Origin of the sequence: Picosynechococcus sp. NKBG042902, assembly GCF_963864045.1 — a bacterium.
GTDB lineage: Bacteria > Cyanobacteriota > Cyanobacteriia > Cyanobacteriales > MRBY01 > MRBY01.
Genome location: NZ_CAWLTV010000063.1, coordinates 40509 through 66964 on the forward strand (window position 1 = coordinate 40509; position 26456 = coordinate 66964).

The 26456-nt window shown below is 49.6% G+C and carries 28 protein-coding genes; 20 read left to right on the top strand and 8 right to left on the bottom strand.

Translation table 11 applies throughout. The annotated features are described in order from the left end of the window. Nucleotide 1 precedes the first annotated feature (1 nt). Nucleotides 2-634 (top strand): hypothetical protein, encoded by a 633-nt coding sequence (locus AACR41_RS05210; RefSeq protein WP_030007481.1) that lies wholly within the window; start codon nucleotides 2-4, stop codon nucleotides 632-634. Between the two features lie 124 nt (nucleotides 635-758). Further along, nucleotides 759-1265 carry a hypothetical protein gene (locus tag AACR41_RS05215; protein ID WP_030007482.1) on the top strand — a complete coding sequence of 169 codons (507 nt, stop codon included), beginning with the start codon at nucleotides 759-761 and terminating at the stop codon, nucleotides 1263-1265. Between the two features lie 137 nt (nucleotides 1266-1402). Here AACR41_RS05215 and AACR41_RS05220 read toward each other — a convergent pair whose 3' ends face one another. Together AACR41_RS05220 and AACR41_RS05225 are read right to left on the bottom strand one after the other, a co-directional pair. Next, complete coding sequence (locus tag AACR41_RS05220; RefSeq protein ID WP_030007483.1) at nucleotides 1403-1834, bottom strand: type II toxin-antitoxin system VapC family toxin; 432 nt, start codon at nucleotides 1832-1834, stop codon at nucleotides 1403-1405. Continuing rightward, a complete protein-coding gene (locus tag AACR41_RS05225) occupies nucleotides 1831-2139 on the bottom strand; it encodes a type II toxin-antitoxin system prevent-host-death family antitoxin (protein ID WP_030007484.1) in 309 nt (102 codons plus the stop codon). Before AACR41_RS05225 ends, AACR41_RS05220 begins: the two co-directional genes overlap by 4 nt. Before the next feature lie 167 nt (nucleotides 2140-2306). Between AACR41_RS05225 and AACR41_RS05230 the strand changes: the two genes are divergently transcribed. The 5 genes from AACR41_RS05230 (at nucleotide 2307) to AACR41_RS05250 (ending at nucleotide 7808) form a co-directional block, all read left to right on the top strand. After that, nucleotides 2307-4190 (top strand): serine/threonine-protein kinase, encoded by a 1884-nt coding sequence (locus tag AACR41_RS05230; protein WP_223209938.1) that lies wholly within the window; start codon nucleotides 2307-2309, stop codon nucleotides 4188-4190. A gap of 38 nt (nucleotides 4191-4228) precedes the next feature. Beyond that, entirely contained in the window at nucleotides 4229-5323 is a 1095-nt protein-coding gene (gene ychF / locus AACR41_RS05235; protein WP_030007486.1) for a redox-regulated ATPase YchF, read from the top strand. Further along, a complete protein-coding gene (locus tag AACR41_RS05240; RefSeq protein ID WP_339367626.1) occupies nucleotides 5316-6104 on the top strand; it encodes a DUF6816 family protein in 789 nt (262 codons plus the stop codon). Before ychF ends, AACR41_RS05240 begins: the two co-directional genes overlap by 8 nt. 71 nt (nucleotides 6105-6175) lie before the next feature. After that, nucleotides 6176-7039, top strand: a complete 864-nt coding sequence (locus tag AACR41_RS05245) for a shikimate dehydrogenase (RefSeq protein ID WP_030007488.1) — start codon at nucleotides 6176-6178, stop codon at nucleotides 7037-7039. 127 nt (nucleotides 7040-7166) lie between these two features. Then, nucleotides 7167-7808 carry a hypothetical protein gene (locus AACR41_RS05250; protein WP_012307343.1) on the top strand — a complete coding sequence of 214 codons (642 nt, stop codon included), beginning with the start codon at nucleotides 7167-7169 and terminating at the stop codon, nucleotides 7806-7808. Nucleotides 7809-7819: 11 nt separating this feature from the next. Here the strand turns inward: AACR41_RS05250 and AACR41_RS05255 are convergent, their stop codons facing one another. The 4 genes from AACR41_RS05255 to AACR41_RS05270 all read right to left on the bottom strand — a co-directional run bounded on the left by AACR41_RS05255 (nucleotide 7820) and on the right by AACR41_RS05270 (nucleotide 11304). Further along, complete coding sequence (locus AACR41_RS05255) at nucleotides 7820-8455, bottom strand: L-threonylcarbamoyladenylate synthase (protein ID WP_012307344.1); 636 nt, start codon at nucleotides 8453-8455, stop codon at nucleotides 7820-7822. 156 nt (nucleotides 8456-8611) lie between these two features. Beyond that, entirely contained in the window at nucleotides 8612-9475 is an 864-nt protein-coding gene (locus AACR41_RS05260; protein WP_030007489.1) for a metal ABC transporter permease, read from the bottom strand. Then, on the bottom strand, nucleotides 9472-10272 hold the full coding sequence (locus AACR41_RS05265) for a metal ABC transporter ATP-binding protein (RefSeq protein WP_030007490.1): 801 nt from the start codon (nucleotides 10270-10272) through the stop codon (nucleotides 9472-9474). Before AACR41_RS05265 ends, AACR41_RS05260 begins: the two co-directional genes overlap by 4 nt. A 54-nt stretch (nucleotides 10273-10326) precedes the next feature. Beyond that, complete coding sequence (locus AACR41_RS05270; RefSeq protein ID WP_030007491.1) at nucleotides 10327-11304, bottom strand: metal ABC transporter substrate-binding protein; 978 nt, start codon at nucleotides 11302-11304, stop codon at nucleotides 10327-10329. A gap of 199 nt (nucleotides 11305-11503) precedes the next feature. On the opposite strand from AACR41_RS05270, the gene AACR41_RS05275 reads away from it, so the two are divergent. Then, nucleotides 11504-11962, top strand: a complete 459-nt coding sequence (locus AACR41_RS05275) for a tetratricopeptide repeat protein (protein ID WP_161768745.1) — start codon at nucleotides 11504-11506, stop codon at nucleotides 11960-11962. A gap of 10 nt (nucleotides 11963-11972) precedes the next feature. On the opposite strand, the gene recJ is transcribed toward AACR41_RS05275, so the two are convergent. Next, nucleotides 11973-14258 (bottom strand): single-stranded-DNA-specific exonuclease RecJ, encoded by a 2286-nt coding sequence (recJ, locus tag AACR41_RS05280; RefSeq protein ID WP_030007493.1) that lies wholly within the window; start codon nucleotides 14256-14258, stop codon nucleotides 11973-11975. A gap of 78 nt (nucleotides 14259-14336) precedes the next feature. Next, nucleotides 14337-15008 carry a J domain-containing protein gene (locus tag AACR41_RS05285; protein ID WP_030007494.1) on the bottom strand — a complete coding sequence of 224 codons (672 nt, stop codon included), beginning with the start codon at nucleotides 15006-15008 and terminating at the stop codon, nucleotides 14337-14339. Nucleotides 15009-15152: 144 nt separating this feature from the next. On the opposite strand from AACR41_RS05285, the gene AACR41_RS05290 reads away from it, so the two are divergent. The 12 genes from AACR41_RS05290 (at nucleotide 15153) to AACR41_RS05345 (ending at nucleotide 26443) form a co-directional block, all read left to right on the top strand. Beyond that, nucleotides 15153-16409 (top strand): MgtC/SapB family protein, encoded by a 1257-nt coding sequence (locus AACR41_RS05290; protein WP_030007495.1) that lies wholly within the window; start codon nucleotides 15153-15155, stop codon nucleotides 16407-16409. 345 nt (nucleotides 16410-16754) lie between these two features. After that, nucleotides 16755-16931 (top strand): 30S ribosomal protein S21, encoded by a 177-nt coding sequence (rpsU, locus tag AACR41_RS05295; protein ID WP_012307353.1) that lies wholly within the window; start codon nucleotides 16755-16757, stop codon nucleotides 16929-16931. A 143-nt stretch (nucleotides 16932-17074) separates the two neighbouring features. Then, nucleotides 17075-18181 (top strand): nicotinate mononucleotide-dependent phosphoribosyltransferase CobT, encoded by a 1107-nt coding sequence (cobT, locus tag AACR41_RS05300; protein ID WP_030007497.1) that lies wholly within the window; start codon nucleotides 17075-17077, stop codon nucleotides 18179-18181. Between the two features lie 122 nt (nucleotides 18182-18303). After that, a complete protein-coding gene (locus tag AACR41_RS05305) occupies nucleotides 18304-20034 on the top strand; it encodes a diflavin flavoprotein (RefSeq protein ID WP_030007498.1) in 1731 nt (576 codons plus the stop codon). 65 nt (nucleotides 20035-20099) lie between these two features. Beyond that, complete coding sequence (recR, locus tag AACR41_RS05310; RefSeq protein WP_084150018.1) at nucleotides 20100-20693, top strand: recombination mediator RecR; 594 nt, start codon at nucleotides 20100-20102, stop codon at nucleotides 20691-20693. A 2-nt stretch (nucleotides 20694-20695) separates the two neighbouring features. Continuing rightward, on the top strand, nucleotides 20696-21193 hold the full coding sequence (locus AACR41_RS05315) for a TIGR00725 family protein (protein WP_030007500.1): 498 nt from the start codon (nucleotides 20696-20698) through the stop codon (nucleotides 21191-21193). A 101-nt stretch (nucleotides 21194-21294) separates the two neighbouring features. Further along, complete coding sequence (gene hypA, locus AACR41_RS05320; RefSeq protein WP_030007501.1) at nucleotides 21295-21660, top strand: hydrogenase maturation nickel metallochaperone HypA; 366 nt, start codon at nucleotides 21295-21297, stop codon at nucleotides 21658-21660. Nucleotides 21661-21672: 12 nt separating this feature from the next. Beyond that, nucleotides 21673-22368 (top strand): hydrogenase nickel incorporation protein HypB, encoded by a 696-nt coding sequence (gene hypB, locus AACR41_RS05325; RefSeq protein ID WP_045442175.1) that lies wholly within the window; start codon nucleotides 21673-21675, stop codon nucleotides 22366-22368. Between the two features lie 82 nt (nucleotides 22369-22450). After that, nucleotides 22451-23491 (top strand): ABC transporter substrate-binding protein, encoded by a 1041-nt coding sequence (locus AACR41_RS05330; RefSeq protein ID WP_030007503.1) that lies wholly within the window; start codon nucleotides 22451-22453, stop codon nucleotides 23489-23491. Between the two features lie 67 nt (nucleotides 23492-23558). Further along, complete coding sequence (locus AACR41_RS05335) at nucleotides 23559-24389, top strand: ABC transporter permease (protein ID WP_030007504.1); 831 nt, start codon at nucleotides 23559-23561, stop codon at nucleotides 24387-24389. Nucleotides 24390-24396: 7 nt separating this feature from the next. After that, nucleotides 24397-25173: an ABC transporter ATP-binding protein gene (locus AACR41_RS05340; protein WP_030007505.1), complete on the top strand. Its 777-nt coding sequence runs from the start codon at nucleotides 24397-24399 to the stop codon at nucleotides 25171-25173. Between the two features lie 97 nt (nucleotides 25174-25270). Next, complete coding sequence (locus tag AACR41_RS05345) at nucleotides 25271-26443, top strand: agmatinase family protein (RefSeq protein WP_012307363.1); 1173 nt, start codon at nucleotides 25271-25273, stop codon at nucleotides 26441-26443. Nucleotides 26444-26456 lie beyond the last annotated feature (13 nt).

Sequence of the window (26456 nt, forward strand, 5' to 3'; positions counted from 1 at the left end):
CATGGCGACAAATCCTTACCAGGCCATAGGTTTACGGCACAATCCCTTTATCGGCACGGAACAACTGGCGCAGACGGTCGCATTTTGGCTGGATCGCGGTTATTCTGAAGCGCCCTTGCCAGGGAGAAATCAGTTTGTGCAAATCCTGGGGGAAAAGGGTTTCGGAAAAACGGCCCATCTGCACCATTGGCGATCGCAAACGGGGGGAAGTTATTGTTATGTGCCGCCCAATTATCTCCAGCGTTGGCAATGGCTAAAAACGGGGGCGATCGCCTATTGGGATGAAGTGGATCGCCTGCCCCTAGGGTTATTTCTGGGGGGATTGCTCCGGGTGCGTTTCCGGCGGGGGACGGTGGTGGTTGGTAGCCATGTGGATATTAGTTTTTGGGCGAAACTGGTGGGGCTGAAAACAACAACGATTCAGCTTCCCTCTCTCGACATACCCACTTTGCAAGCCTGGGCCGCGTTCAAAATTGCGGCAACCACCATCCCGGATCAGACTTGTCCTCTAACCCTTTCCCCAGAAAAGGCGGCGGAAATTGTGACCCAATCCCAGGGATCTTGGCGACGGGCCGCAGATTATCTCCACATCTGGGCAGCGGCGATCGCCTTTTCAAATTCACAACAAAATTGACTCAACTGTAATGGAAAAAAATTCAAGTCATCTTGTCGAGCCACTGCATCAGTAATTTGTTTGATTCACTACAAAAGTGCAGATATTCACCATCAGTTCTGTTTTTTTAAGTGGAGAAAAACCAATGACTATTTCTTTCAAAGCCCTTTCTTTCGCAACCCTCGGTACCCTTTCTTTAACTACTGGCTTCATGCTCAACGCAGCGAATGCTTCACCATTGCCCCGATCCAAGCCCCTGACTCAAATTAGTCAATCTAGACAATCCCAAACCTTTGATCTGCGACCGATTCCCGCCCAAAATATTTTTCAACCCCAGTTCGATCTGGCTGCTCCCGTTTCTCTCGTTGGTCGTTGGCAGGGGAATATGGGCAGTGTTGGCGATGATGTTTTAACTAACTTTGATGTGACGTTGTCCCCTGGGGGCAATGGTTCCTGGAAGCTTTACGGTGGCCAGGGTGTGATGCAACAAGGAACCGCTTCGGCTTCACTTCAAGGGAGTAATGTCACCATTCAGCTCAATGGTTTTTCTGGGCAAACTGTCGTCCTCGAAGGCACCCTCCAAAATGGCAGTACGAAGATTTCCGGTAAACTAGCGGGCTATCCCAATAGCTTCTTCAATCTTCAAAAGTAAGACTAAGACAATGTACAAATGATGCAAAATTTGGCAGCAGCACTGAAATTATCCCGCAAGATAATGGCAGTGCTGATTATTTTGTTGGCGATCGCCTCAATGTATGTATAGAGCATTACCCTCCTTTACCAATAGCTTCATGCGGCAGGCAGAAATGGGTTAAACACACGCACTTCCGCTTTCTCAAAATCTTCTACATTGCGAGTGACGACACATAAATCATTCACCGAGGCGATCGCCGCGATGAATAGATCTGGCTGACTAAAAGTGTAATTTTGCTTGCGTCCCCGCTCGACCATCCAGCGCCACTCTAAAATGACAGCCTCATCTACGGACAATAGGCGATCGCTAAACCAAGGACGTAAGGTATTTTCTAGCCACTGGATTAACTCTTGACGAAAAACTCTATCTTCCACCCGCTCTATCCCAAAACGGATCTCTGCCATCGTCACGGTACTGAGGTAGAACGATTGGGGTGGTTGGCGATCGCTCCAAGCCTTTACCGCTGGGTGACAATGTTGTTTTCGCAGTTCTGAGATCACGTTTGTATTCAGTAACCAGCCCTTCATAGCTCCACTTCTCTAACGGGACTCTGAACACCCGACGACTCAAAATCCAGGCTATTCAAAGGGGATTGAGAAAGTAGCTCGTGAATATTGGGTTGTTTCAATAAAGGTAAAAGTTTAGCGAATTGATCCGCAGCGAGGATAACAACTGCATCTTTTCCTCGTACTGTGACCAGTTGTGGATCAGCATCCCGCGCTAGACGCACCACCTCACTAAACCGGGCTTTGGCGTCTTCTAATTTCCAAGTCTGAAGATTCTCTAAACTGTGGACTACCGCATCGCCAGAAGAAACCGAAAATGAAGTCATTTTTCTTACCTGACTATATCTAGTTAGATACTAACCTAGAGGCGATCGCCTTGTAGATTGCACCTAAGGGATCTACAAAAATCTCCGGAAAAATAGGGAATCAATTTTCACTTTGGAAATTACAGGGACTATCCCCGTTAGTTTACGGGGAAAGTTTTAACGGAACGATGGCTTCCTGCCACAATGGAAAGGTTTCTGTGCGATCGCCACTGATGATTCTTTGCCTGAATCCCACTTGTTCCCAACCCCGTAACCCTGATCAGGGGAAATTTTGCATGGCCTGTGGTCAACCCCTGGTGTTAGGCGATCGCTATATAGTCCGGCAAGTTCTGCACCAAGGAACTAAGGGACGCACCCTCTTGGGCATTGACCGGGGCACTTTTCCCGAAAGTTATTGCATTCTTAAGCAAGTTTTTCTGACCCAGAGCGTGCAAGCCCAGCAGTTTGTGGAAATGTTCCAGGAGAATGCGGCGCGGTTAAAAACGTTAGGCGATCGCCCGGAATTTCCGACGGTTTTAGGGCTATTTTTACCGGAACATTGGCATCAAATCACGATTCCACCGACCCTTGTGTTTGAAAAAATTGCTGGGGAAAGTTTACGGCAGCGGCTCGATCTTATGGGGCCATTCTCCGAGGCAAAATTACGGGAGTTTCTCCAGGACATTCTCCCCTTGGTACAACTCATTCATGATCATGGGCTAATTCATCGAGATCTAAACCCCGATAATCTTCTATTTACTCCAGCACAGCATTGGGCGATCGTCGATTTTACGGCGGCAAAGGTAACCTCAAAAATGGCCAGCGCAGAACCCGGCACCCTAATCGGTTCGGGGATTTACACCGCCCCAGAGCAACTGCGGGGTCAAAGTTATCCTGGCAGCGATCTTTACAGCCTGGGGGTGATCTGCCTGGAACTGCTCACCTCAATTCATCCCTTTGATCTCTACAGTGTGCGCGAAAATCGCTGGGTCTGGCGGGATTATCTCACCACACCGATTAGCAATAATCTGGGCCACTTACTGGATCAAATGCTGGCTGAAGCCGTCGGCGATCGCCCCCAGTCTGCCCAGGCGATCCTCGATCAACTTTTTCCAACCGCCAGACCAGTCACCCCAAAACCGATACCGCGAGTTGCCCCCGAACCGCCTCAAATTATTTCCCTAATTGAACCCAGCCCCGTGCCCCAATGGTATTGTTTTCGCACCTTTACGGGCCACCACGCCTATATCACCGCCCTACAGTTTGCCCCGGATAGTCAGTTTCTCGCTAGTGCCGCTGCGGATCAAACGATTCGCCTCTGGGATCTAGACCGCCGTCGGGAGTCTCGTTGTTTGCGGGGGCACTGGGGGATTATTTCTGGATTAGCCTTTTGGGGCGATCGCCTTATTTCTGGCAGTTGGGACTACACCATTCGTCTCTGGAATTGGCAACAGGGAGAACAGACCGCTTGTCTCCAGGGAAGATCGACTTGGATTCAGGGGCTTGCTTGCTGGGAAAAAACAGGGCAATTAGCCACTTTGGGGGCCGATCAGGAAATTGTTGTCTGGGATTTAACGACACAAAAAATTCTCTACACTTTTACCGTATCGGGTGCTCAACTGATCCGAGCATCCCAGGCGAAAAACCAGCTCTGGCTCGCCCAGGGAAATGGTTTAACTTGCTATGAACAAGGCCAGTCTGTTCAAACTCTCCCGGAACATCAAGGGGAAATTCTTGATTTTCAAGTGAGTGCCGATGGTCAATTTTTAATCAGTATCGCCACGGATCAGACCCTCAAAATTTGGCCCCTCGCTTCTGATTACACACCCAAAATTCTCCGGCCAGTCATTCCCTTTACCCAATTGGCGATCACCCCTAGTCAACGTTTTTTTGCTGGCGGCGATCGCCAAGGAAACCTTTCCCTCTGGCAACTCGGTCAGGAACAACCTTTCGTCGCACTAGCCGCCCACAGCAGCGAAATAAAGGCGATCGCCATTGCCCCAGACAGTCAAGTTATTGCCACCGCCGCCGCCGATAAAACCATTAAACTCTGGCGATTCGGGATACAATGACCACCGAGCAAAAACAAGAATTTAAAACATAAAGCCCCATGCTACGAGCCGGAATCGTCGGACTGCCCAACGTTGGAAAATCCACCCTTTTCAATGCCCTCTGTGAAAATGCCAAAGCAGACGCGGCCAATTTTCCTTTTTGTACCATCGAACCCAATGTGGGGGTGGTGGCGGTTCCCGATGGGCGTCTTGATGTCCTCGCCGACATTTCCAAATCCGCCAAAATTGTCCCCACCCGCATCGAATTTGTCGATATCGCTGGCTTGGTAAAAGGGGCGAGCCAAGGGGAAGGTTTGGGCAATCAGTTCCTCGCTAATATCCGTGAAGTGGATGCGATCGTCCATGTGGTGCGTTGTTTCGACGACGATGACATTATCCATGTGTCCGGTTCCGTTGATCCGATCCGCGACATTGAAGTGATTAGCCTAGAGTTGATCCTCGCTGATTTGGCCCAGGTGGAAAAACGTCTCGACCGCGCCCGCAAACAAGCCAAGAGCCGCGCCAAGGAAGCCCTGTTGGAAGTGGCCGTTTTAGAAAAGATTTTGCCCGTCCTTGAAGATGGTCGTCCGGCCCGGGAAGTGGAACTAGATGAAGACGAAGAACTAGCGATCAAAGCCCTTGGTTTGCTGACCCGTAAGCCTGTAATCTATGCGACCAACGTTTCCGAAGAAGATCTCGCCGATGGTAATGCTTGGGTAGAACAGGTCAGGGAGTTAGCCCAGCAGGAAAATGCCCAGGTGGTCGTGGTTTCGGCCCAGGTGGAAGCAGAATTAGTGGAATTAGACGCCGCCGAAAAGAAAGATTTCCTCGAATCCCTCGGCGTAGAAGAAGGGGGGCTGCAATCTCTCATTCGCGCCACCTATGAACTGTTGGGTTTACGAACCTATTTCACCACTGGCCCCGAAGAAACCCGCGCTTGGACAATCCATGTGGGCATGAAAGCACCCCAGGCCGCCGGGGTAATTCACACAGACTTTGAACGGGGCTTTATCCGGGCGGAAACGGTGGCCTACCAAGATTTGGTGGATTGTGGGGCAATGCCTGCGGCCAAGGAAAAGGGCCTAGTGCGTGCGGAAGGAAAAGAATACTTAGTCCAGGAAGGGGATGTAATGTTATTTCGTTTTAATGTCTAGGGCAATGGTCAAGATTTGGGGAAAAGTGCTTGTTCTGGGTTTATTGATTTGGTTTTTGGGGTGGAGTCCGGTTTGGGCCGAATCCCTAGGCGATCGCCTTGATCATTATCCCCAGTGGCAGGATTTACCAAGCTTGAATCCGGTGCAAACTGGAGAAGACCTAATTTATCCGGATTGGTTTGCGGGCACCTGGCAGGTCGCGAGTACCCTGATCGACCAGGTGGCTCCCCTCGCACCGGATTTAGTGACACCTGGCTTTGCCGCTAACGAAACATTAATTGGCCAGCCTTTTCTGTTTCGGGTGCGGTTTCAACCCCAGACGAACTTTTTAGTAAAACCTTTATCTTTACCGAGGTCGACTGGGGCGGCGATTGTGGCAGACCGGGCATTTAATGGTGCTGAAATTGCCCAGGCTTACCTAGGCAAAAAAACGGTACAAAAAGTAGAAGTTGATCCCCAACATCCCAACCGCCAGTTAACGATTTTAAAAGGCGATCGCCGTCTGATTTCTACCGTCACAGGCCGCACCCAAGCTCAACTTAACCCCGACCAGTTTTTCAGTAGTGAACTCACCCAACAGCAATTTCAAAGTAGCGAGCAAATTTATCTGAATCGCGTTGAAACAACGACGGATTATCAACAGCTTGACTCCGATCATGTTACAGCCAATCAAGTAACTGCAATTTATTTATCTTCCAGTGATCCCGACTTTTTTAAGGCCCAAAATAAACCTGTAGCCCTTTACCATTACCATTTAGAGTTAACAAAAGTTTCTGAATAAATTAGGAATTTTAAACACGTTTCAGAACGATTTTTAAGGCAAGGCTAATCTTTTAAAAATTAAGGTGAATCATGAAAATTCTTGGCACAACAAAACTCCTTGGTGTGATTGGGGATCCCGTTAAACATTCTTTCTCGCCAATCATGCACAATGCGGCGATCGCCGAACTGGGAGTGGATTATGTTTATCTCGCGTTCCCGGTGGCGGCGGCGGCTCTAAAAGCGGCCCTGGATGGGTTTTGGGCGATTGATCTCCAAGGATTTAGCATCACCATTCCCCACAAACAGGCGATTATGGCGCACCTAGAGGCGATCGCCCCGGAGGCTGAACTGGTGGGCGCGGTGAATACCGTTTGGCGCACGGAAACGGGTTGGCAGGGGACAAATACTGATGTGGCGGGCTTTGTGGCTCCTTTGCAGGCGTTGGAACGGGACTGGTCGAATGTGACCCCGGTGATCCTCGGCAATGGCGGTGCGGCGCGGGCAGTGGTAGTCGGTTGCCATCAATTGGGTTGTCCGCAGATCCATGTGTTGGGGCGTGATCCCAAAAAATTGGCGCAATTTAGCGAAAGTTGGCAAAATACGCCCCTAGCGGGCAAGGTACAAACCCATCTTTGGGGCGATCGCCAACGGTTAATTCCCCAGGCCCAACTGCTGGTCAATGCCACCCCCATCGGGATGTTTCCCCAGGTCGATGCGTCCCCAGTCAGTGACGAATTGATGGCCAATCTTCCCCCAGGGGCGATCGCCTACGATTTAATTTATACGCCTTCTCCTACCCAGTTTCTTAAACAAGCCCAGACCCAGGGCGCAGCAATTATTGACGGGAGCGAAATGTTGGTACAGCAAGGGGCGATCGCCCTAGAAAAATGGCTCGGCCAACCGGTACCTGTCGATACCATGCGTCAAGCGTTACTTAATCATCTCGCTCGGTAAAATCAGAACCGGACAGATCTATCGGTTCCTCGATCAAAACTGCGTATGATAAAAGCATCTCCCTTGGCTAGGCCAGGGCCAACTCTCCCACTCTTCCTCGCCAGGCGCTCACAAAAGATAAATTCCCATGGGCCTATACAAAAGAGTCTATAGAATCCAGAGCATCAGTCCTTCTGACCTCGTGCTCAAACAAGGCATTGATAAAAACACAGCGATAATCCTTGCCTTCGTGCCAACCCTCGCGATTATTTTATGGCCAATTTCTGATTTTTTGGGCTATCGCTATGCCGTTTATCTTGTGGGTTTATTTATCTATACTTTTATCTTTTTTCCCTTTTATCTGATGCCCTACGCTCGCTATCTAAAAGTAGATGCCGATGCGAACCAAATTATTTATTTAGAAGCCTATTTAATTCAACTCTTTAAGCGGGGCCGCCCTTGGTTTCAATTCTTGCCCCAACCCAAGGTTTACGCCCTCAAAATTCCCCAACTCAAAGCACTCCACGTTACTCAATATGACACCCTGCGTTTCTTGGGCAAAGGAGAAAAAATTCTCTTTCCAGATTTTAAATTCGATAATATCTACGAATTAACGCGTACAGTGGTACGAATTTTTCCCCTCCTGGAAGCGGAAGTTTGGGTCAACCCTTGGGAAGGGAATTATGGCAATCCCTACACCTACCTCCGCCGTAAACTGAAAGGGGCAAATATTATGTTTTTAACGGGCAGTTCTGGCTCAGAGCTGTTGGGTGATGATGAGCAACTGTGAACGACGAGCTTTTATTTCCGCAGGTGGGAAGGCAATTCGATGTGGGGAATAATCTCCCGTAAATCATCAAAGGACACCAGACCAAAATTCAAAATGGTCGGTAAAGGTAAGTGGCAATCAATGAGGGTGGTGCGGATGCGTTCCTTGGCCTTACCGCCATCGATAATGAGCGAAACTTGTTGCCCAAAAAAGGCTTCAGCGGTTTTTGCATCATTTGCACGCATCTCACTCCCTAAACTTGCGGTGCCAGCGGCAATGGGAAAAGGAGCTTGGGCGGCGAGGTCGTAGATAAATTGGTCAGGACAGGACACAAAAACCTCACTATGACCAGCAGTTACGCCTTCGGCCAAGTTGTTGCGGTGGGGAAGAATGACGCTAATGGGATAGGGAAATTGATTGACGAGGGTTTGGGCTTCGGCACTGAGGATGCCGTATTCAGGCACCTTTGGGGGCGTTAAGAGAAGGGTCAGGGGCTTGCGGGGCTCCCAGCCTTTGAGTTCGTGGATCTGATTGGTCGCCTGGGGATTTAGGGCATTGGCAATGAGCAGATACACCACGTCGGTATGGATCACAACGACCTGCCCACGGTCTAGTTGTTCGATGATGGGGGCGATCGCCTGGGGAGATTTGGGCAAAAATGTTGCCATAGTAATTGCACCTAGCTATTTTTTCCATCCTAAGTGATGCAATTGCTGCATGATGCGTTTTTCGCATTAAAATATTTAATTTTTCGCATATCTAATCCAAATGGCAGCGAGGCTCGCCCTTTCTCAAGGCCAATGAACTGCTGGCAATGTTCTTTCCTATGGCGAAGATTCCAGCGGTATTGAAGACTTGCCCTGGCTCAAAATGCCATATTTCGGCGCAAAAAACATCGCCAATACAAAGACAATCGTCAGTAAAACCACGATCGCCCCCCCTGTCGAAACATCAAAGTGATAGCTCAAATAGGTGCCGAAAACACAGGAAAAAATGCTGCTCGCCCCAGAGATCCACAGCATATGATCAAAGCGGTCTGTCAGTAGATAGGCGATGGAGCCTGGGGTCACGAGCATCGCAATGACGAGAATAATGCCCGCCGTTTGTAGGGCCGTCACAATGGTCAACGCCAGCACAGACAAAAGCGTGTAATACATCAGTCGAGTATTCAGGCCGATGGCTTTGGCGTGATTTGGGTCGAAGCAAAAGAGTAGCAAATCCTTCCGTTGAATGAGGATCACCACCAAGGTTAGGGTGCCGGCGATCAAGGTTTGCACAATATCACTGTTGGAGATCCCAAGAACGTTGCCAAACAGAATATGGAAAAGATCGATATTACTGGGGATTTTCGTAATTAAGACCAAGCCGGAGGCAAAGAACCCGGTGAAAATCACCCCAATGACAGCATCTTCTTTGAGCCTTGTTTTTGACTTTACATAACCAATGGCCACAGTTGCGCCAAAACCAAAGATGAAGGCGCCAATGGCGAAGGGAATATTGAGGGCATAGGCCACCACGACTCCTGGAACGACGGCATGGGAAACGGCATCCCCCATCAGTGACCAACCCTTGAGGGTGATATAGCAGGACAACACCGCACAGACGAGGCCGACAAAGGCACTTACCCAAATGGCTTTGACGAGAAATCCATACTGTAGGGGTTCAATAATCCAATTCACTAAGCTCATTGATCTACTTCTTCTAAACTGTTGGGCTGCTGTTGGTAATGGGAGGATAATTTTTCGAGACTGGCGACGGGTAACCCCCCAAAAGTCATCACGAGGTTTTCTTCTGTGAAGGTATCGGCGGTGTAACCTTCGGCAAGAACAGTGCGATTGAGGAGAATTGTGCGATCGCAGAACGTTGAGATCGAAGCAAGATCGTGGGTCGAGATTAAAATCGTGTGCCCCTCATCCCGCAACTGCACCAACAGATCGATGATGCTTTTTTCTGTTTTGATATCAACTCCCGTAAAGGGTTCATCAAGCAAAATAATTTTGCCTTCCTGGGCCAAGGCCCGCGCGAGGAAAGCCCGTTTTTTTTGGCCGCCGGAGAGTTCGCCAATTTGACGGTGACGGAATTCCACCAGATCTACCCGCTCTAGACTTTCCATCACTAAACGACGGTCTTTTTGACTGGGAATCCGCAGCAGATTCATATAGCCATAGCGACCCATCATCACCACATCAAACACGCTCACGGGAAAGTTCCAATCCACTTCATCGGCTTGGGGAACATAGGCCATCAGTTGTTTTTTCTGGGCCTGCTGCACCGACTGACCCGCAATGGTGACACGCCCTTGGGTCGGTTTCAAAAACCCCATAATCGATTTAAACAGGGTTGATTTGCCACAACCATTGGGGCCAACAAGGGCGGTGATGGTGCCTGGTTTGACGTGACAACTGGTGTTGTAAAGGGCGAGGCGGGTGTTGCTGTAGGTGACGCTGATATTTTCAACGGCGATTTCTGGGATTGGGTAAGTCATCGCATTTTACCGGGGTAGTGGGTTTAGGAAAGTCTGATTAGAGCGGGTTTTCTCCTACTGGGCTGTTCCGGCGAGGAGGCCATTGGCGATCGTCCGCACGTCATACTCGAGGAGATCTAAAAATGTTGGCACTGGGCCATCGGGGGTTGAGAGGGAATCGACATAGAGGTTCCCCCCAAAGCGGGCGCCCGTCGCCTTAGCCACTTCTTTTTGGCCTTCGTCGCTGACGGTGCTTTCACAGAAAATGGTGGGGACATCGTTGGCCTCAACTTGGGTGATGACGCTCTGGACTTGCTTGGGGGTAAATTGTTGTTCGGCGTTGATGGGCCAAATGTAGATTTCTTCGAGGCCATAATCCTGGGCCAGGTAAGAAAATGCGCCTTCACAACTGACGAGGAACCGCTGTGCTGTGGGAACAAGGTTGAGATCGGCTTCAAATTCGGCGGCGATCGCCTCTAGTTCGGCACTGTAGGCAGCGGCATTGGCGTTATAGGTTGCCGCATTGTCTGGATCGAGTGCCACAAACGCTTGACGGATATTTTCGACATAAACCAGGGCATTTTTTGGCGACATCCAAGCATGGGGATTGGGCTTGTCGGTATAGGGGCCTTCAGCGATGGGAATCGGCTCAATGCCTTCGGTCACAATGACGGCGGGGACATCGTTGAGATTGCCTAAAAATTGCTCAAACCACCGTTCTAAATTCATGCCGTTATAGAGCAATAAATCCGCATCCTGGGCCCGCACGAGATCACTGGGGGTGGGTTCGTAGCCGTGGATCTCGGCCCCAATTCTGGTGATCGATTCAACGATTAATTTATCGCCCGCCACATTCTGGGCGATGTCGGCGATCACGGTGAATGTGGTTAAGACTTTTTTGCGCCCGTCTGTGTCATTAACCGTTGTTTCGTTATTGGTCGAAACATCACTATCGACTGGCGGAGCCGCTTGCTGGGTACAACCTACTAACCAAATGCCGCAGACAATACCGACGAGGCCAAGGGTTTGCCGCGGTAAGTTTATCCGAATCATGAAACAATTATGAAAAGATCGTAGCCAGATTATCTCATTTTCTTTTCATATTTGCCAAGGTTGCCCTCCTAAAAACTGCTTTTGTAAAGTTTCTTTACTATTCGTTCTGTAGGTACTGCATCGTTAAGCTAGAGGAGTGGCCATAGTTGCCGATATCTAATGGGTCGTCGAAAAATTTATGTTGAATGTTGTATTTGCAATGGTTTCAGAACCCCAATTTCCCGTCGTTTCAGAGGTAGTACCGCCCTTAGCTCAGGGTTTAGAGTTGCCCCCAACTGCTGCGGGGAAAGCGGCTTATCAGTCGGGGGTTGAGTTCCATGAACTGGCTGATTTTGACCAAGCGATCGCCGCCTACCAAAGGGCGATCGCCGTTGATCCGGATTTTGTTGATCCCTACATTAATTTGAGCTTGATCTACATCAGTATGGGCCAGTTGGACGACGCGGAAGCGTTGTTGCAGACAGTGTTGTCATTGCCGGATCACCCGGAGGAACCCGCAAGCATCCATGCCCTCGCCCATTACAATCTGGGCATTATTTATAGTCGCCAAGGGGACTCAACCCAGGCGTTGGCTCAGGTGAATCAGGCCCTGGCGATCGCCCCAAATTTTGACCAAGCCCAAACTTTCTACCAACAGTTACAGACTGCGCCGGAGTAAGCCTTGTGATTTAGACCGGAATTTTTTCGAGGGTGGCTTGGATGACGGCGAGGGGAGCCTGGGCAAAATACTGCTTTTGGAATTGCTCTTCGAGGATTGCCTGTTTAAATTGGGCAAAAGCTTCTGGATCAGGAGTGACGGTCGTCTGCTGAAAACGCACTTGTTCGCCTTGAATTTCAGCGACAAAGCCGACATTCTTTAAAGCCTTTAGACCGAAATCTAAGGGGCGATCGCCGCAATGGAGTTTTGCTTTCAGGTCAGCCAGGGAAACCGTTTGATCCTGGGCCAGTACATATTTCGCAATGCCAATCAGCGTTTTAAAACACTGTTCCGGAGTGTCGGCAGTCGGTGAAACATAGTGGAGGGCCAAGGGTTTCCCCGTGGCGATCGCCTGCTGATAATTCCCATAAAGTTCCTGCCAAGTGACAGGGCAATCCTTTTGCAACACATACTGATCCAAAGCTTCCTGGGGGAGAGACTGATGGCGAAAATCGAGTAATGTTTGTGGGGCCGATTCTGCGGCGATCTTTGCGGTCGGGGCCACAGCCAAGAGACGCACAAAATATTGATCCTGAGTCTGGGCCTCTTTGCGGTCTAGCTCAACTACCACGTCCAACCCGGCCCCCTGGGTTAAATCGTCGGGATGGCCGCCCCACCAAATGCCACTAATTTCATCCGTTTCATCCCAAAGTTCAAAGTTTGTCTTGAAATAATTCAGTTTGCGATTAAATTTGTCCCGCAATTTGCTAAACCCAGTCACCGTCAGACCACAGTCTTTGATCAATAGTTTTGGTTTTGGATTCCCCATCCCAAAGGGTTCTAGGCATTCTAAAGATTGAAATAATGATTCCCCCAGGTCGGCGATCGCCACCACAAGATCAATGGTGATTTCTTCCTGATTCGTTTCCATGGAACTCCCCCACTGTTGCCGGGCCTGCTGATTAATCGCCGTCTTAAACATCGCCAAATTTTCGGGCCGCACACTCAAACCCGCCGCAAAGGGATGCCCGCCAAAGCGATGCAACAGGTGACTTTGGGCTTGCACCAAATCATACAAATCGATGCCGTGGGCGGAACGGGCGGATCCTTTCCAGAGGTCTTGCTCTGAGTCGTAGGTTAAAAGAATGGTCGGGCGGCCAAAGGTTTGGGCAATTTGGCTCGCTACCAATCCCAGTACGCCCCCCTGCCACTGGGCATCACACACCACTAAAACGCTCGTGGTCGATAAATCTAGGGTTTCGATCTGGGCCTTGGCCTGCTGGACGACCTTTTGTTGAATCTCTTTACGACGGGCATTGGCGAGTTCTGTCTGTTGGGCGAGGTAACCACAGCGCCCCCGTTCACGACTGGTGAGCAGTTCTACACAAAAGCTTGCATCCCCATAGATGCGACTGACGGCATTAATCCGTGGCCCGATGCCAAAGGAAATATCGGTTGGGCGATCGCCGGTTTTATGGCAATTATCGAGGAGCGCTTTGATGCCTGGATGGACGACAGTTTTCGGGTTTGTTTGTTTTTGTAGGGCTTGGATCCCCACCTGGGCCAGATAACGGCAATCTCCTTTGAGGGCCACTAAATCTGCAATTAAACCAATCGCCACAAGGTCTAAGAGATCGGTAACGGGCGGCCTTGTCGGATCCGGTAGAGTTTCTGATAAGGCCTCAACTAATTTATAGGCCACGGCAACCCCAGACAGATGAAATAGGGGATGATTTTCAGCAAAATAACGGGGATTAATAATCGATAAAACGTCGGGTCTGGTTTCCGGTAAAGTGTGATGATCGGTAATAATCAGGTCAATATCAAGGCTTTTTGCGTGGGCAATTTCTGTCAAGTTTGTGCTACCAGTATCGCAGGTGATAATTAAACTTGCGCCCCAGGTTTTCAGGCGATCAATACCTGGATTATTTAAGCCGTGGGATTCCGTTAAACGATTGGGAATATAATAGGTTAATTGGGTTTCTTGGGAAAAAAATTGCCCTAATCCTTCCCATAAAACACTCGTCGCGGTGACGCCATCGGCATCAAAGTCTCCCCAGATGGCCACCTTTTCACCCCGTTCTTTCGCTTGTATCAAGCGGTGAATCGCCCGTTTCATTTCTTGGCCAAAGGCAAAGGCAGAAGTTGGCGCGTAAGCCTCTGGGTTGAGGAAGCCAGCTAAGGTATTTTCATCATTAAAGCCCCGTTGCCATAGGAGTTGGGCTAAATGGCGATCGCCTTTGCCATCGGTCAGGATTTCGACCCGCCGAATAAAAGAGTCCGGCACCTGTGGTGTTGCTAAAACCTGCCAATTCACTTTAATGCTTTTTCCTCTGGGTTTAATGGCTTGACTGTTAGATTTTATTCAATAGCCAATTACGGCAAAATTATATTCTTATAATTGAGCGATCGCCTCCTGGGCCTGCCAAGAAAACTGGTCGGCACGGCGAAACATTTCCTGGCCACTGTGGAGGTATTCTTCATTGTAATTGAGGGTAAACCATTCCAATTGCTCTAGCCCGTCACCCAGATGATTTAAGCAATAATATAAATCCCGTGCGGCCCGCGCTACATTGGCTGGATTTGGCAACGATTGAAATAATTTTTGGGCCTGGTCTAAAATGGCTTGGCAATCTTCTAAATAGGTTTGGAACGTTGCCATCAGATCATCATCAAAGGGGTCGGCTGCCAACTCATCAATTTGATCTTCTAGGGGTTTAATAATCTTTAAAATTGCCTGGTTTAACGGTCGATAAATGTGCTGTAACCAAACATCTAAATCCGTCTCTGTGGTTTGGCGGGGACGCACCGTTGTCCCCTGGGCCGAGCGAATTCCGCGATAGTTTGCCGCATCCCGACTGAGATCATACTGCTTGCGCTGGTGGGCATCCCCCAAGATTTCGTAGGCATGGTTTAGGGCCACAATGCGATCGCCGTTGGCGGTTTGACTTTTATCGCAGGTGTCTGGGTGGTATTGCTTCGCGAGGCGACGATAGGCGTTTTTGATCTCCTGCTGGGTGGCCTTCGGAGAAATGTTGAGCACTTTGTAATAATCTGGCGTTGTCATACTCCGAAATTCGCTGAAAATTGCGAGAAATTGCGGCGAGATTACGAGCTATGCTAACCGAAATTGGCGGCTGTTTCAGGCGTTTTTTGAATTTTTGTGACCCCTAAATGTGGGTAAGCTAAGGTTGAAAATTTGAGGAATGCGATGAATTTAGATGTGATTGTCGAGTTGGCGATCGCCTTAGCCTTGGGGGTGATTATTGGCCTAGAACGGGGCTGGCGCAACCGGGCCGACGATGAGGGTTACGGCGATAGCGGCCTCCGCAATTTTTCAATTTGTGGCTTACTGGGGGGAATTGCCGCTTTACTGGCGCAAAGTTGGGGATTTAGTATTCTTGTCGGCATTTTCCTCGGTTTAGCGGGTTTGGTGGCCACCTCCTACGTTTTGACCGCGAAAAAATCCGGTGATTATGGCAGCACGACAGAATTGGCCTTAATGATCACCTTTTGTCTGGGAGCCTTGGCCTTGAGTGGCTTTACCCAAGAGGCGATCGCCGTGGCGGTGGTGGTGGCCTGGATCCTAGGGGCAAAACCGGAACTCACAAAAACCCTCAATTGGCTCCAGCGCCAGGAATTAATTGCAACTCTCCAACTACTGCTGATTGCGGTGGTCGTGTTACCCCTTCTGCCCAACCAAGCCATGGGGCCATGGAATGCTCTTAATCCACGGGCGATCGGTTGGCTGGTGCTCTTGATTGCGGGGATTTCCTACATCGGTTACTTTGCGATTCGCATTTTAGGTAGTCAAGTCGGGCTGATGTTAACGGGCTTTTTTGGGGGGATTGCTTCCTCCACTGCCTTGACGGTTTCCTTTTCTCGCATGGCCAAACAACAACCCAGCGAAACCATTTCCCTTGCGGCTGGCATTGTCCTTGCCAATGGCATTATGGCCCCTCGTTTGTTGTTGGTGATTGCTGTAGTCAGTCAAACTCTGGCCTACAAGTTGGCGGCTCCTTTATTAATTTTGGGTTTGATTCCTGTGATTGCCGCAGTGGCGATCGCCCGTTGGAAAACCCAACCCCAGGATAGACCCGCCGCCGAAGTGAGCGTGAATAATCCCGTTGAACTGGGTTCTGCACTCCAATACACCGCCCTCCTGGTGATCTTGTCGCTGTTGGTGCGGTGGGCCCAGGAAGAATTTGGCGAACAAGGGATTTATCTCCTTTCTGCCCTGTCTGGTTTTGCCGATGTGGATGCCGTGAGTTTATCCCTCGCCAACGCGGTACAAGACGACCTTCCCGAAAAAGTTGCCATGTACGGCATTTGGCTCGCGGTAACGGCCAATACCCTTGTGAAAGTAGGCTTCACCCGGACGATTGGGAATCCCAAACTCGCCTATTGGTGCGGCAGCATTATGTTGAGTGGTTTAATTGCCGGTTTTTTGGTATTGTTAGCAGTCTGAGTGAAATATTTTTTCCCATTAAGATTCACGAGCCTTTTGAATACCCCCTTTGGAGGTGGTGTACGGGACTTTAATTAAAGAATCAGCTTTATTGGCTGATAAACCTCGAAAAAACGACACTGACTACCGTGTTTTGATCCGGTGTTGCCTTTCCTTAAGTGGCTTTCGATTAAGCTCATTTTTCTGAATGCCTCACAGGACAAACCTTGCAACTCCCCCCAAAAAGATCCTAAGATCGTATATCTGGCAGTTTGCCAAATGTTTTTCGAGGAAATGACGTAAAAAATCATTTGCCCGGCTCCATTCATTTCAATTAATAACATCACCAACAAAGGAGGATACCCTATGACCCAAGTGGTTGTTGGACAAAACGAAAATATCGAATCTGCATTACGTCGCTTTAAGCGTCAAGTTTCTAAAGCTGGTATTTTTGCTGATATCAAACGTCGTCGTCACTTTGAAACGCCCATCGAGAAGCGTAAGCGTAAGGCTGTGGCCCGTCGGAAGAAGCGTTTCCGCTAAAGAATTTCTGTCTTGAGTTATTGAATCTTGATGTTCGGAAATATCACGAATAAGTAGGAAGATTAGGGGGATCATTGCGATTCTCCTAATTTTTTTAGGAGAGAAATATCGTTCTGGCTAGACTGAGGGCAAAAAAAGGCAAAATGATCCGCATTTATACACAACAGACCCAGGGCCAGGCTTGGCTCAGTAATCACCAGCAAAAATCGGTCGTTTTCGCCTGTGGCTTGGGCTTTACAGAGACGGCTTTAATGCCGAACATTTCCGCTGCCGGGGCCATCCCAGAGGCGCGCAAATATACGGCGATCGCCGATGCCGAATGTATTTGTCATGGTTTCCGAGAAAAAGCAATTTATCCCTTGCCGCCATTAATTGTCGGGGCATCGCCGGCGATTTTATCCCGTGCAATTTTGCAGCATTATCAAATTCCCACCTATTTATTTGACACAGGATTATGGCTTAAACCAGACAAAAATACCGTGGATTGTATTGATGTTGGTGGTCAAAAAGCAAGGTGTGTTTCGACAGGAAAGGCCCTCGAATTTTCAACAGTGAACAAACTTTTCGAGCAAGGTTTAACCTGGGGCAAAAAACTAGCAACCCAATATCCAAATCATTTGTTTGTGTTAGGAGAATGTGTGGTCGCAGGCACTACAACGGCATTGGGGGTGTTGACAGGATTAGGTTACGACGCTCATCAAAAAGTTAATAGTAGCTACATTGAGTGCAACCATGATTTAAAGTGGCAAATTGTGCAAACAGGTTTAAAAAAAGCAAATTTAAACCCAAACCCTGATCCTTTTGCCGTGGTGGCGACAGTGGGCGATCCGATGCAGATTTTCGTCGCTGGCATGGCGATCGCCTTAAGCAGGACTCAAGGAGTTTTGCTCGCAGGGGGAACACAAATGTTAGCGGTGTATGCCTTGATGGAACGGATTTGTGGGTACCATTCGCTTGATTTTGATCCGAAAAATATTGCAGTGGGCACGACACGCTGGGTGGCGGAAGATCCGACGGGGGACACGGTGGGTTTGGCCGAGTTAATTGGTGAAGTGCCTTTATTAGCGACGCAACTCAGTTTTCAAACTTCTCAATATTCACAACTGCAATCCTACGAACAGGGTTACGTCAAGGAAGGAGTCGGCGCGGGGGGATTGGCGATCGCCGCCCATTTGGCCTATGGTGCGACCCAGGCGGAATTGTTAGCGATGATTGAACGTACCATTGCCCCCTATCTCGCGGCAGATTAAGGGATTGGGGCATTGATTTTGCCAATTGGGGCGATAAATTTTACGCATTGTCACCGAATGGCGATCGCCCGCCGAAGTTTGCGATACTGGGATTTGAAGCACATTTTGATCCCCAAAATTTTATGGCCGTTGCAACACCCCCCAGAGATATCCAACCCTACTTGGTGAGTGATGACGTTCTGCTGCTGCGATCGCGCACCTGGGATCGCCTCAAATTCGAGATTGAGTACGGCTTACAAAAAGGGACAACGGCCAATAGCTACCTGATCACTGGGGAAAAAACGGCATTGCTTGATCCGCCAGGGGAATCTTTCTCCGAGCTATTTTTAACAGAAATCCAAAACCGCACAGACCTAAGCCAACTGGATTACATCGTCCTCGGCCATACCAACCCCAACCGCTGTTTTACCCTCAAGGCACTGCTCAAACTTGCGCCCCAAGTGACGTTGGTTTGTTCTAACCCAGCGGCGATCGCCCTTAAGGATTTACTCAAGGATGAAACTCCCAAGGTACAGATCGTTAAAAGTGGTGACACCCTCGATTTGGGCAAAGGCCATGGGCTGGAATTTATCCCGACGCCGACTCCCCGTTTTCCCGGTCACCTCTGCACCTACGACCCCCAAGAGGAAATTCTCTTTACGGATAAATTTTTTGGCGCCCACGTTTGCGGCAATCAAGTTTTCGACGAAGGCTGGCAATTTTACGACGAAGACCGCCGCTATTATTTCGACTGTGTGATGGCCAGTTCCATCCGCCAAACCCTCGCTGGTTTGAACAAAATTGAAGACATCCCTGCGAAAATCTATGCCCCTGGCCATGGCCCCCTAATCCGCTACAGTCGCCAGGAACTATTCAATAACTACCGCCACTGGATCGAAAAACAGAAAAACGAACTGTCCGTGGCCCTCATCTATGCCTCTGCCTATGGGAATACGGCTACTGTCGCCCAGGCGATCGCCCATGGCATTTCCAAAGCGGGGGTGATGGTCGAAACCTTTAACGCTGAACACGCTGACCCAGAGGAAATTAAAGGGGCCATTTCCCGGTGCAGCGGTTTTATTATGGGTTCCCCGACCCTCGGTGGCCATGCTCCGACCCAGATCCAAACGGCCTTGGGGATCGTTCTAAACAATGCCGACAAAAATAAACTTGCTGGGGTCTTCGGTTCCTTTGGCTGGAGTGGCGAAGCGATCGACCTCCTCGAAGGCAAATTTAAAGATGCGGGCTACCAGATGGGCTTTGAACCAATCCGCGTCAAATTCAAACCCACGGAAGTCACCCTGAAAACCTGCGAAGAAACCGGGACAGACTTTGCCCAGGCGATTAAAAAAGCAGCGAAACGGCGGCAACCGAAACAAAATGTCGCCTCCACATCTCAATCGGACAACTTGGAACAGGCCCTGGGGCGGATTGTTGGTTCCCTCTGTATTGTCACGACCCAACAGGACAACCTTTCTGGGGCGATGCTTGCTTCTTGGGTTTCCCAAGCGACCTTTACGCCCCCTGGCTTTACCGTTGCCGTGGCCAAGGAACGGGCGATCGAATCCTTGTTGCATAAGGGGACGAATTTCGTGATCAATGTCCTCCAGGAAGGCAATCATCTAGGACTCATGAAACATTTCCTCAAGCCCTTTGCGCCTGGGGAGGATCGTTTTGCCGGGGTGGCGACGGAAACGGCGGACAATGGTTGCCAGATTCTCACTGAGGCCTTGGCCTACCTCGAATGTACCGTCGCCAATCGTCTGGAATGCGGTGACCATTGGGTAATTTATGCCACCACCGATAAGGGGAAAGTCCTGCAAAATAACGGCATGACGGCCATCCACCACCGGAAATCGGGCACCCACTATTAAGGCTGAGGCGATCGCCTTTTAGAATGGGGTTCGGAGAATTTTGACCGTCCCTGGAGGAACTCGCCATTTATACGCCCCCCCTCGCCCGCTTGATCGAACAGTTCCAACGCTTACCCGGTATCGGCCCGAAAACCGCCCAACGCCTTGCCCTGTACATTATCAAACGCCCCGAAAAGGATGTGGAAGCCTTTGCCCAGGCGCTGTTGAATGCAAAAAAACAGGTGGGAGTTTGCCAAAAATGTTTTCACCTTTCGGCCACGTCGATCTGTGATATCTGTCGCAATCCCCAACGGGAGCAGGATGTGATTTGTGTGGTGGCGGACTCTAAAGATGTGATCGCCCTGGAAAAAACCCGTGAATATCGCGGCAAGTACCATGTGCTGGGGGGCGTAATTTCGCCGATGGATGGCATTGGCCCGGAACAACTGACGATCCAAGCCCTGGTGCAACGGGTGAGTGCGGAGAAAACGAAGGAAGTGATTTTGGCGATCAATCCCAGCGTGGAAGGGGAAACCACGACTTTGTACCTGGCGCAACTGCTGCGACCCTTTACGAAAGTCACCCGCATTGCCTTTGGGTTGCCCATGGGGGGCGATTTGGAATATGCCGATGAAGTTACCCTAGCTAGGGCCTTAGAAGGACGACGGGAACTGGATTAGGGATGCGTAGAGTAATCGTTGGGGTGATGGGGCCAGGGGCCGGAGCGACACCGGAGAATTTAACGGCAGCTTACGATCTGGGAAAGGCGATCGCCCAGGCGGGTTGGGTACTGCTCACCGGGGGCCGGGCGGCTGGGGTGATGGCTGCGGCTAGCCAGGGCGCAAAAGCGGCTGGGGGGTTAACGGTGGGTATTTTGCCAGGAAAGGATCATCAAGGGTTGGCTGACAGCATCGACATTGCCATCTGTACGGATTTAGGGAATGGCCGCAATAACGTCAACGTCCTCAGTGCGGATGTAGTGGTGGCGGTGGGCCTCGGTTTGGGTACTGTCTCAGAAATTGCCCTCGCCCTAAAAAACAACAAACCTGTTATCCTCTGGCAGCCCACCCCAACGGCCCAAACCTTTTTTGAGGAACTTGCCCCTGGCCAATTTTCGGTTGTGACAAATATCCCAGAGGCGATCGCCCAGATCACTGCCCTCATACACAACCCCACATGAGCATTCAGATACGCCTCCGGTCAACAATAAACTAAACATTTCCGTCCGAATTCCTGTTGTATCGTGGACGGAAGTAGCCCCTCAATCCGGAACCTGTGGCAATGCATGAAGTGGACATGACCAAGGCACTGATCTTGACCATTAAAGATTGGCAGGAGAGCCATCCCGAACCCGTCAAGATCGAAAAAGTCCATCTCATCGTGGGGCAGTTTACCTGCGTTGAACCCGTCAGCTTAGAATTCACCTTTGCCGCCCAAACCAAAGGTACGTTTCTCGATGGGGTTGCCCTGGTCATCCAAGAAACGCCTCTAATCGCCTACTGCCACACCTGCCAACAGGAATATGCCCCCAACCTTAGTCTGCAATATTCTTGCCCAGACTGTCATCAGCCCATGGATGATATTCGCTCCGGTCGTGAGCTGAAAATCGACCGCATTGAATACGCCCCTTTAACCCTCCATTCCTAGGAATCAATCACCATGCACCAGACCTTTGACGCTGCCCTGGGGGTCAACCTCCTCCATGCTAACCAAGACCTCGCTGACCATAACCGTGAACATTTTGACGCCTGGGGCCTGACCTGTCTCAATGTGATGAGTAGCCCTGGCGCAGGCAAAACTGTTCTCCTTGAAAAAACCCTGGCTGCCCTGAAAGATGACCTTAAAATGGCCGTCATCGAAGGGGACATGACCACAGAACTCGATGCAGAACGGCTGCGTCAATACGGCGTGCCTGTGATCCCCATTAATACCGGTCGTTCCTGTCATTTAGACGCCAAAATGGTTTCTGGGGGCCTCCATCGCCTCGAACAGGAATATGATCCAAATGATTTTGATCTATTGCTTGTCGAAAATGTGGGCAATCTCGTTTGTCCCGCCGAATTTGAAGTGGGTGAACATGCAAAAATTGCTCTCCTTAGTGTGACAGAAGGAGAAGATAAACCCTTAAAATATCCCGTCATGTTCCAAGAGGCGGATTGTTTATTGGTTACAAAAATTGACCTTGTTCCTTACCTAAAAATTGATGTCCAGCGGATTATTGATAATGTCCGGCAAATGAATTCCCACGCAAGTATTATTCCCGTTTCTGCCCAGACTGGAGAAGGTTTAGAAACTTGGTATGACTGGGTTAAAAAAAGTTGTCATCGAGAAGATGTAATGAAAGTTACAGCATAATTTGTCTAAAAACAGGATAAACAACAGGCAAGATGCGATCGCCTTTGAATTGATCCCTTGCGTTTATTCTTGTCATTTTCCTATGCTAAAACTGCCCAGTGTTCTGATCCGACCGGCGCTCTTTTGTGCGGGTCTTGCCTTAACCGCCGGTTGCCAAAGTACACCACCCACAACAACAGGTGAAGCACCGGAGACCCAAACAGCGGAAACAGAAACAATTACCCTCGGTTTTAGTGCATGGCCCGGCTGGTTTCCTTGGCAAATTGCCGCAGAAAAAGGCATATTTGAAGCAAATGGTGTTGATGTAAATCTAACTTGGTTCGATGGCTATTTAGACTCGATTAATGCTTTTGCGGCGGGACAGCTAGACGCAAATACCCAAACCCTAAATGACACAATCAGCTCGGTGGCAGCGGGTTCTGAACAAGTGATTGTTTTGGTGAATGATAACTCCACGGGAAATGACCAAATCATCGTCAGCGAAGGCATTAATACCATCGAGGATTTACAGGGAAAAACCATCGCCATTGAAGAGGGCACCGTCGATCATTTTCTCTTATTGCTGGCCCTCCAGGAAGCAGGTCTTGGCCCGGATGATGTGATTATTAAGCCCTTAGAAACAGGAGCTGCCGCCGCTGCCTTTGTGGCGGGTCAAGTAGATGCAGTGGGCGCTTTTGCTCCTTTTACGACCCAGGCTTTAGAGCGGGAAGGCAGTAAAACCCTCATTTCTTCGGCGGATTTTCCGGGGGCAATTCCTGACCATTTAGTGGTTAGTCGCGAGTTAATCCAAAATAACCCTGAAGCTGTCCAAGGCTTAGTGGATACTTGGTTTGCGGTGCTAGATTTCATTGAAGAAAACCCAGAAGAAGCCCTAGAAATTATGGCGGCGCGGGCCAATGTCTCTGTCGAAGAATATCAAGAATACGATGCGGGAACGACGATCTTTAGTCTTGAAGATAATCTAACGGCTTTTGAGTCTACGGAAGAAAGTATGGTTTCCCTAAATTACGCTGCCCAGGAAATTAATACTTTCCTGGTGGATGCAGGTTTGATTACAACCCCAGCGGATCTCAGTGGTTTATTTGACCCTTCTTTTGTCAGAGCCTATGCAGAAAAACAGTAGCTTTTTGTCCCCCTCGGTCTCCTAATGCCGGGGGGATTTTTTAAAATCCATTATTTTGGCGATCGCCATGACTAAAGCGCCCGTTATCAAGCCATCTTTTCGGATGCTCAAGCCCTCCTTATTTTGGGATATTACCTCTGGAATTCCCCAAAAGCTACGCTGGCTGTTGATGTCTGTTTCGATTCTTTTGCCTCTCATTTTGTGGGGGATTATCTCCAGCCAGGGCTGGGTTAAGCCGCTCTTTCTACCGACCCCCATGGCTGTCTGGGAGGCGATCGCCAATTTATGGGCCAGCGGTGACCTCCAAAAAGACATTATTTACAGCGTTTTGCGGGTACTGACGGGATTTGGCCTTGCGGTGATTATTTCGATTCCTTTGGGCATTTTGATGGGAGCCTTTGCCAGTATCCGGGCACTGTGTGAGCCGATCATTGGCATTGTTCGTTATATGCCAGCACCTGCTTTTATTCCCCTGTTAGTTTTATATTTTGGTGTGGGGGAAATTCCCAAGGTTTTATTGATTTTTATCGGCACGCTTTTCTTCAATACCTTGATGATTATGGATGCAGTAAAATTTGTGCCCAAGGAATTGATTGAGGCCACCTATACCCTAGGAGGAAATCGGCCCCAAATCGTGATCGGCGTAATTTTTCCCTACATTTTGCCGAAAATTATTGATGCTGGTCGGGTAAATATTGCCGCCTCTTGGAACCTGGTGATTGTCTCCGAATTGGTGGCTGCCACAGAAGGATTAGGTCGGCGCATTAGTGTTGCCCAAAGATTTTTAAATACCGACCAAATTTTCGCTGGCTTAATTGTGATTGGCTTAATTGGTCTCCTCATTGACCTCTGTTTTATTTGGCTCCAAAGATTCCTCTGCCGCTGGTCTCTCGACTAGAAACATCATGCATTTAGAAGTTGATCAAATCCATAAATTTTTCCAAACCCGCCACGGGAAAATTATGGCCCTCCAAAATATCAACCTCCACGTAGAAGGGGGCGAATTTGTCTGTGTGGTTGGCGCCTCTGGTTCGGGGAAATCCACCCTCTTGAGAATTATCGCGGGCCTCGAAACCCAAAGTGCTGGCAAAGTGACTGTCGATCAACAAGAAATTATTGGGCCTGGGGCTGACCGGGGCATGGTTTTTCAACGCTATACCCTTTATCCTTGGCTCTCTGTTTTGGAGAATGTCACCTTTGGCTTGAAATTGCAGGGGGTACCGAAAAAAGAACGTTACGAACGGGCCTATTACTACCTCAATGTGGTCGGTTTAGGGCCTTTTCAAGAAGCATTGCCAAAACAGCTTTCTGGGGGGATGAAACAACGGGTGGCGATCGCCCGCGCCCTCGCGTCCCAACCAAAGATTTTGTTGATGGATGAACCCTTTGGGGCCTTGGATGTTCTCACCAAAGAAAATATGCAGCAATTTCTCCTAGAAATTTGGGAGCAAACCGAAACCAGTATTCTTCTGATTACCCACGATGTCGAAGAAGCCATTTTTCTTGGTCAACGGATCTACGTCATGGCAGCCCATCCGGGACGTATCAAAGAAGAATTAAAGGTAGATTTTTCCCACCACCACGGCGACGAAATAAAGCGATCGCCGGAATTTATCGATTACAAATACCATGTGATGCAACTAATGCGTGAAGTCCCCGTAGAAGCAGTACAGACCCCATAAAATGCAAAGCTATCTTGCGTAATTTGCCCAAAAACCAAGAATTTGCTTGGTTACTGCTATCGTTAACTAAATTCGTCCCAAGAAAGGCCCGATCACCATGAGTGAACAACCGAATTTTCGTCCCCCCAGCGAAGCCCAAGCAGCCCTCGAAAAAGAATCCCACCTCCCCCTCACCGGTTGGCAACAGGAAGTAGACCGGGGCCTGGAATACGGCCTCGAAGCTGCCGCCAGTATCAAAGACCGCAGCATTCCGACTTTTTCCCGGGGAGAACTGCCCCACTATGCCGGGATTAATACTTTCCTGAAGGCCCCTTACCTCGAAGATGTCCGCAAGGTCGGTGAATATGACGTGGCGATCCTTGGCGTACCCCATGATTCTGGTACCACCTATCGCCCTGGTACTCGCTTTGGCCCCCAGGGGATTCGCCGAATCTCTGCCCTCTACACGCCCTACAACTTTGAGATGGGCATTGATCTGCGGGAGCAAATTACCCTCTGTGATGTGGGGGATGTCTTTACGATTCCGGCCAATAACGAAAAATCCTTTGATCAAATTTCTAAAGGGGTCGCCCATGTGTTTAGTTCCGGTGCCTTCCCGATTATTCTCGGCGGCGACCATTCCATCGGCTTTCCCACGGTGCGGGGGGTTTGTCGGCATTTAGGCGATAAAAAAGTAGGCATTATTCACTTTGACCGCCATGTGGATACCCAGGAAACAGATTTAGACGAGCGGATGCACACCTGTCCTTGGTTCCACGCCACTAACATGGCCAATGCTCCCGCCAAAAATCTGGTGCAGTTGGGGATTGGCGGTTGGCAGGTGCCCCGGCAAGGGGTCAAGGTTTGTCGCGAACGGGCGACCAATATTCTCACGGTGACTGATATTACCGAAATGGGTATCGATGCGGCGGCGGAGTTTGCCCTAGAGCGTGCCCTAGATGGTACCGATTGTGTTTATATCAGCTTTGACATTGACTGCATTGATGCGGGATTTGTCCCCGGCACGGGTTGGCCAGAACCAGGCGGTTTATTACCCAGGGAAGCCCTCGCTCTCCTCGGTAAAATTGTCCGGAAGGCCCCCGTCTGTGGTTTGGAAATCGTCGAAGTTTCACCGCCCTATGACATTAGTGATATTACATCCCTGATGGCGACGCGGGTGATTTGTGACACCATGGCCCACCTCGTTTTATCGGGTCAGCTACCCCGCAAAGAAAAGCCCGCCTACATTCACCCCGAAGCAAATATGGCAGTGGATCAGGCTTGGACTTAAACTTTGAGAAAGA

Coding starts and splice junctions, on each gene's coding strand:
- AACR41_RS05210 (WP_030007481.1), top strand. CDS start 2: ATGGCGACAAATCCTTACCAGGCCATAGGTTTACGGCACAATCCCTTT.
- AACR41_RS05215 (WP_030007482.1), top strand. CDS start 759: ATGACTATTTCTTTCAAAGCCCTTTCTTTCGCAACCCTCGGTACCCTT.
- AACR41_RS05220 (WP_030007483.1), bottom strand. CDS start 1,834: ATGAAGGGCTGGTTACTGAATACAAACGTGATCTCAGAACTGCGAAAA.
- AACR41_RS05225 (WP_030007484.1), bottom strand. CDS start 2,139: ATGACTTCATTTTCGGTTTCTTCTGGCGATGCGGTAGTCCACAGTTTA.
- AACR41_RS05230 (WP_223209938.1), top strand. CDS start 2,307: ATGGCTTCCTGCCACAATGGAAAGGTTTCTGTGCGATCGCCACTGATG.
- ychF (WP_030007486.1), top strand. CDS start 4,229: ATGCTACGAGCCGGAATCGTCGGACTGCCCAACGTTGGAAAATCCACC.
- AACR41_RS05240 (WP_339367626.1), top strand. CDS start 5,316: ATGTCTAGGGCAATGGTCAAGATTTGGGGAAAAGTGCTTGTTCTGGGT.
- AACR41_RS05245 (WP_030007488.1), top strand. CDS start 6,176: ATGAAAATTCTTGGCACAACAAAACTCCTTGGTGTGATTGGGGATCCC.
- AACR41_RS05250 (WP_012307343.1), top strand. CDS start 7,167: ATGGGCCTATACAAAAGAGTCTATAGAATCCAGAGCATCAGTCCTTCT.
- AACR41_RS05255 (WP_012307344.1), bottom strand. CDS start 8,455: ATGGCAACATTTTTGCCCAAATCTCCCCAGGCGATCGCCCCCATCATC.
- AACR41_RS05260 (WP_030007489.1), bottom strand. CDS start 9,475: ATGAGCTTAGTGAATTGGATTATTGAACCCCTACAGTATGGATTTCTC.
- AACR41_RS05265 (WP_030007490.1), bottom strand. CDS start 10,272: ATGACTTACCCAATCCCAGAAATCGCCGTTGAAAATATCAGCGTCACC.
- AACR41_RS05270 (WP_030007491.1), bottom strand. CDS start 11,304: ATGATTCGGATAAACTTACCGCGGCAAACCCTTGGCCTCGTCGGTATT.
- AACR41_RS05275 (WP_161768745.1), top strand. CDS start 11,504: ATGGTTTCAGAACCCCAATTTCCCGTCGTTTCAGAGGTAGTACCGCCC.
- AACR41_RS05285 (WP_030007494.1), bottom strand. CDS start 15,008: ATGACAACGCCAGATTATTACAAAGTGCTCAACATTTCTCCGAAGGCC.
- AACR41_RS05290 (WP_030007495.1), top strand. CDS start 15,153: ATGAATTTAGATGTGATTGTCGAGTTGGCGATCGCCTTAGCCTTGGGG.
- rpsU (WP_012307353.1), top strand. CDS start 16,755: ATGACCCAAGTGGTTGTTGGACAAAACGAAAATATCGAATCTGCATTA.
- cobT (WP_030007497.1), top strand. CDS start 17,075: ATGATCCGCATTTATACACAACAGACCCAGGGCCAGGCTTGGCTCAGT.
- AACR41_RS05305 (WP_030007498.1), top strand. CDS start 18,304: ATGGCCGTTGCAACACCCCCCAGAGATATCCAACCCTACTTGGTGAGT.
- AACR41_RS05315 (WP_030007500.1), top strand. CDS start 20,696: ATGCGTAGAGTAATCGTTGGGGTGATGGGGCCAGGGGCCGGAGCGACA.
- hypA (WP_030007501.1), top strand. CDS start 21,295: ATGCATGAAGTGGACATGACCAAGGCACTGATCTTGACCATTAAAGAT.
- hypB (WP_045442175.1), top strand. CDS start 21,673: ATGCACCAGACCTTTGACGCTGCCCTGGGGGTCAACCTCCTCCATGCT.
- AACR41_RS05330 (WP_030007503.1), top strand. CDS start 22,451: ATGCTAAAACTGCCCAGTGTTCTGATCCGACCGGCGCTCTTTTGTGCG.
- AACR41_RS05335 (WP_030007504.1), top strand. CDS start 23,559: ATGACTAAAGCGCCCGTTATCAAGCCATCTTTTCGGATGCTCAAGCCC.
- AACR41_RS05340 (WP_030007505.1), top strand. CDS start 24,397: ATGCATTTAGAAGTTGATCAAATCCATAAATTTTTCCAAACCCGCCAC.
- AACR41_RS05345 (WP_012307363.1), top strand. CDS start 25,271: ATGAGTGAACAACCGAATTTTCGTCCCCCCAGCGAAGCCCAAGCAGCC.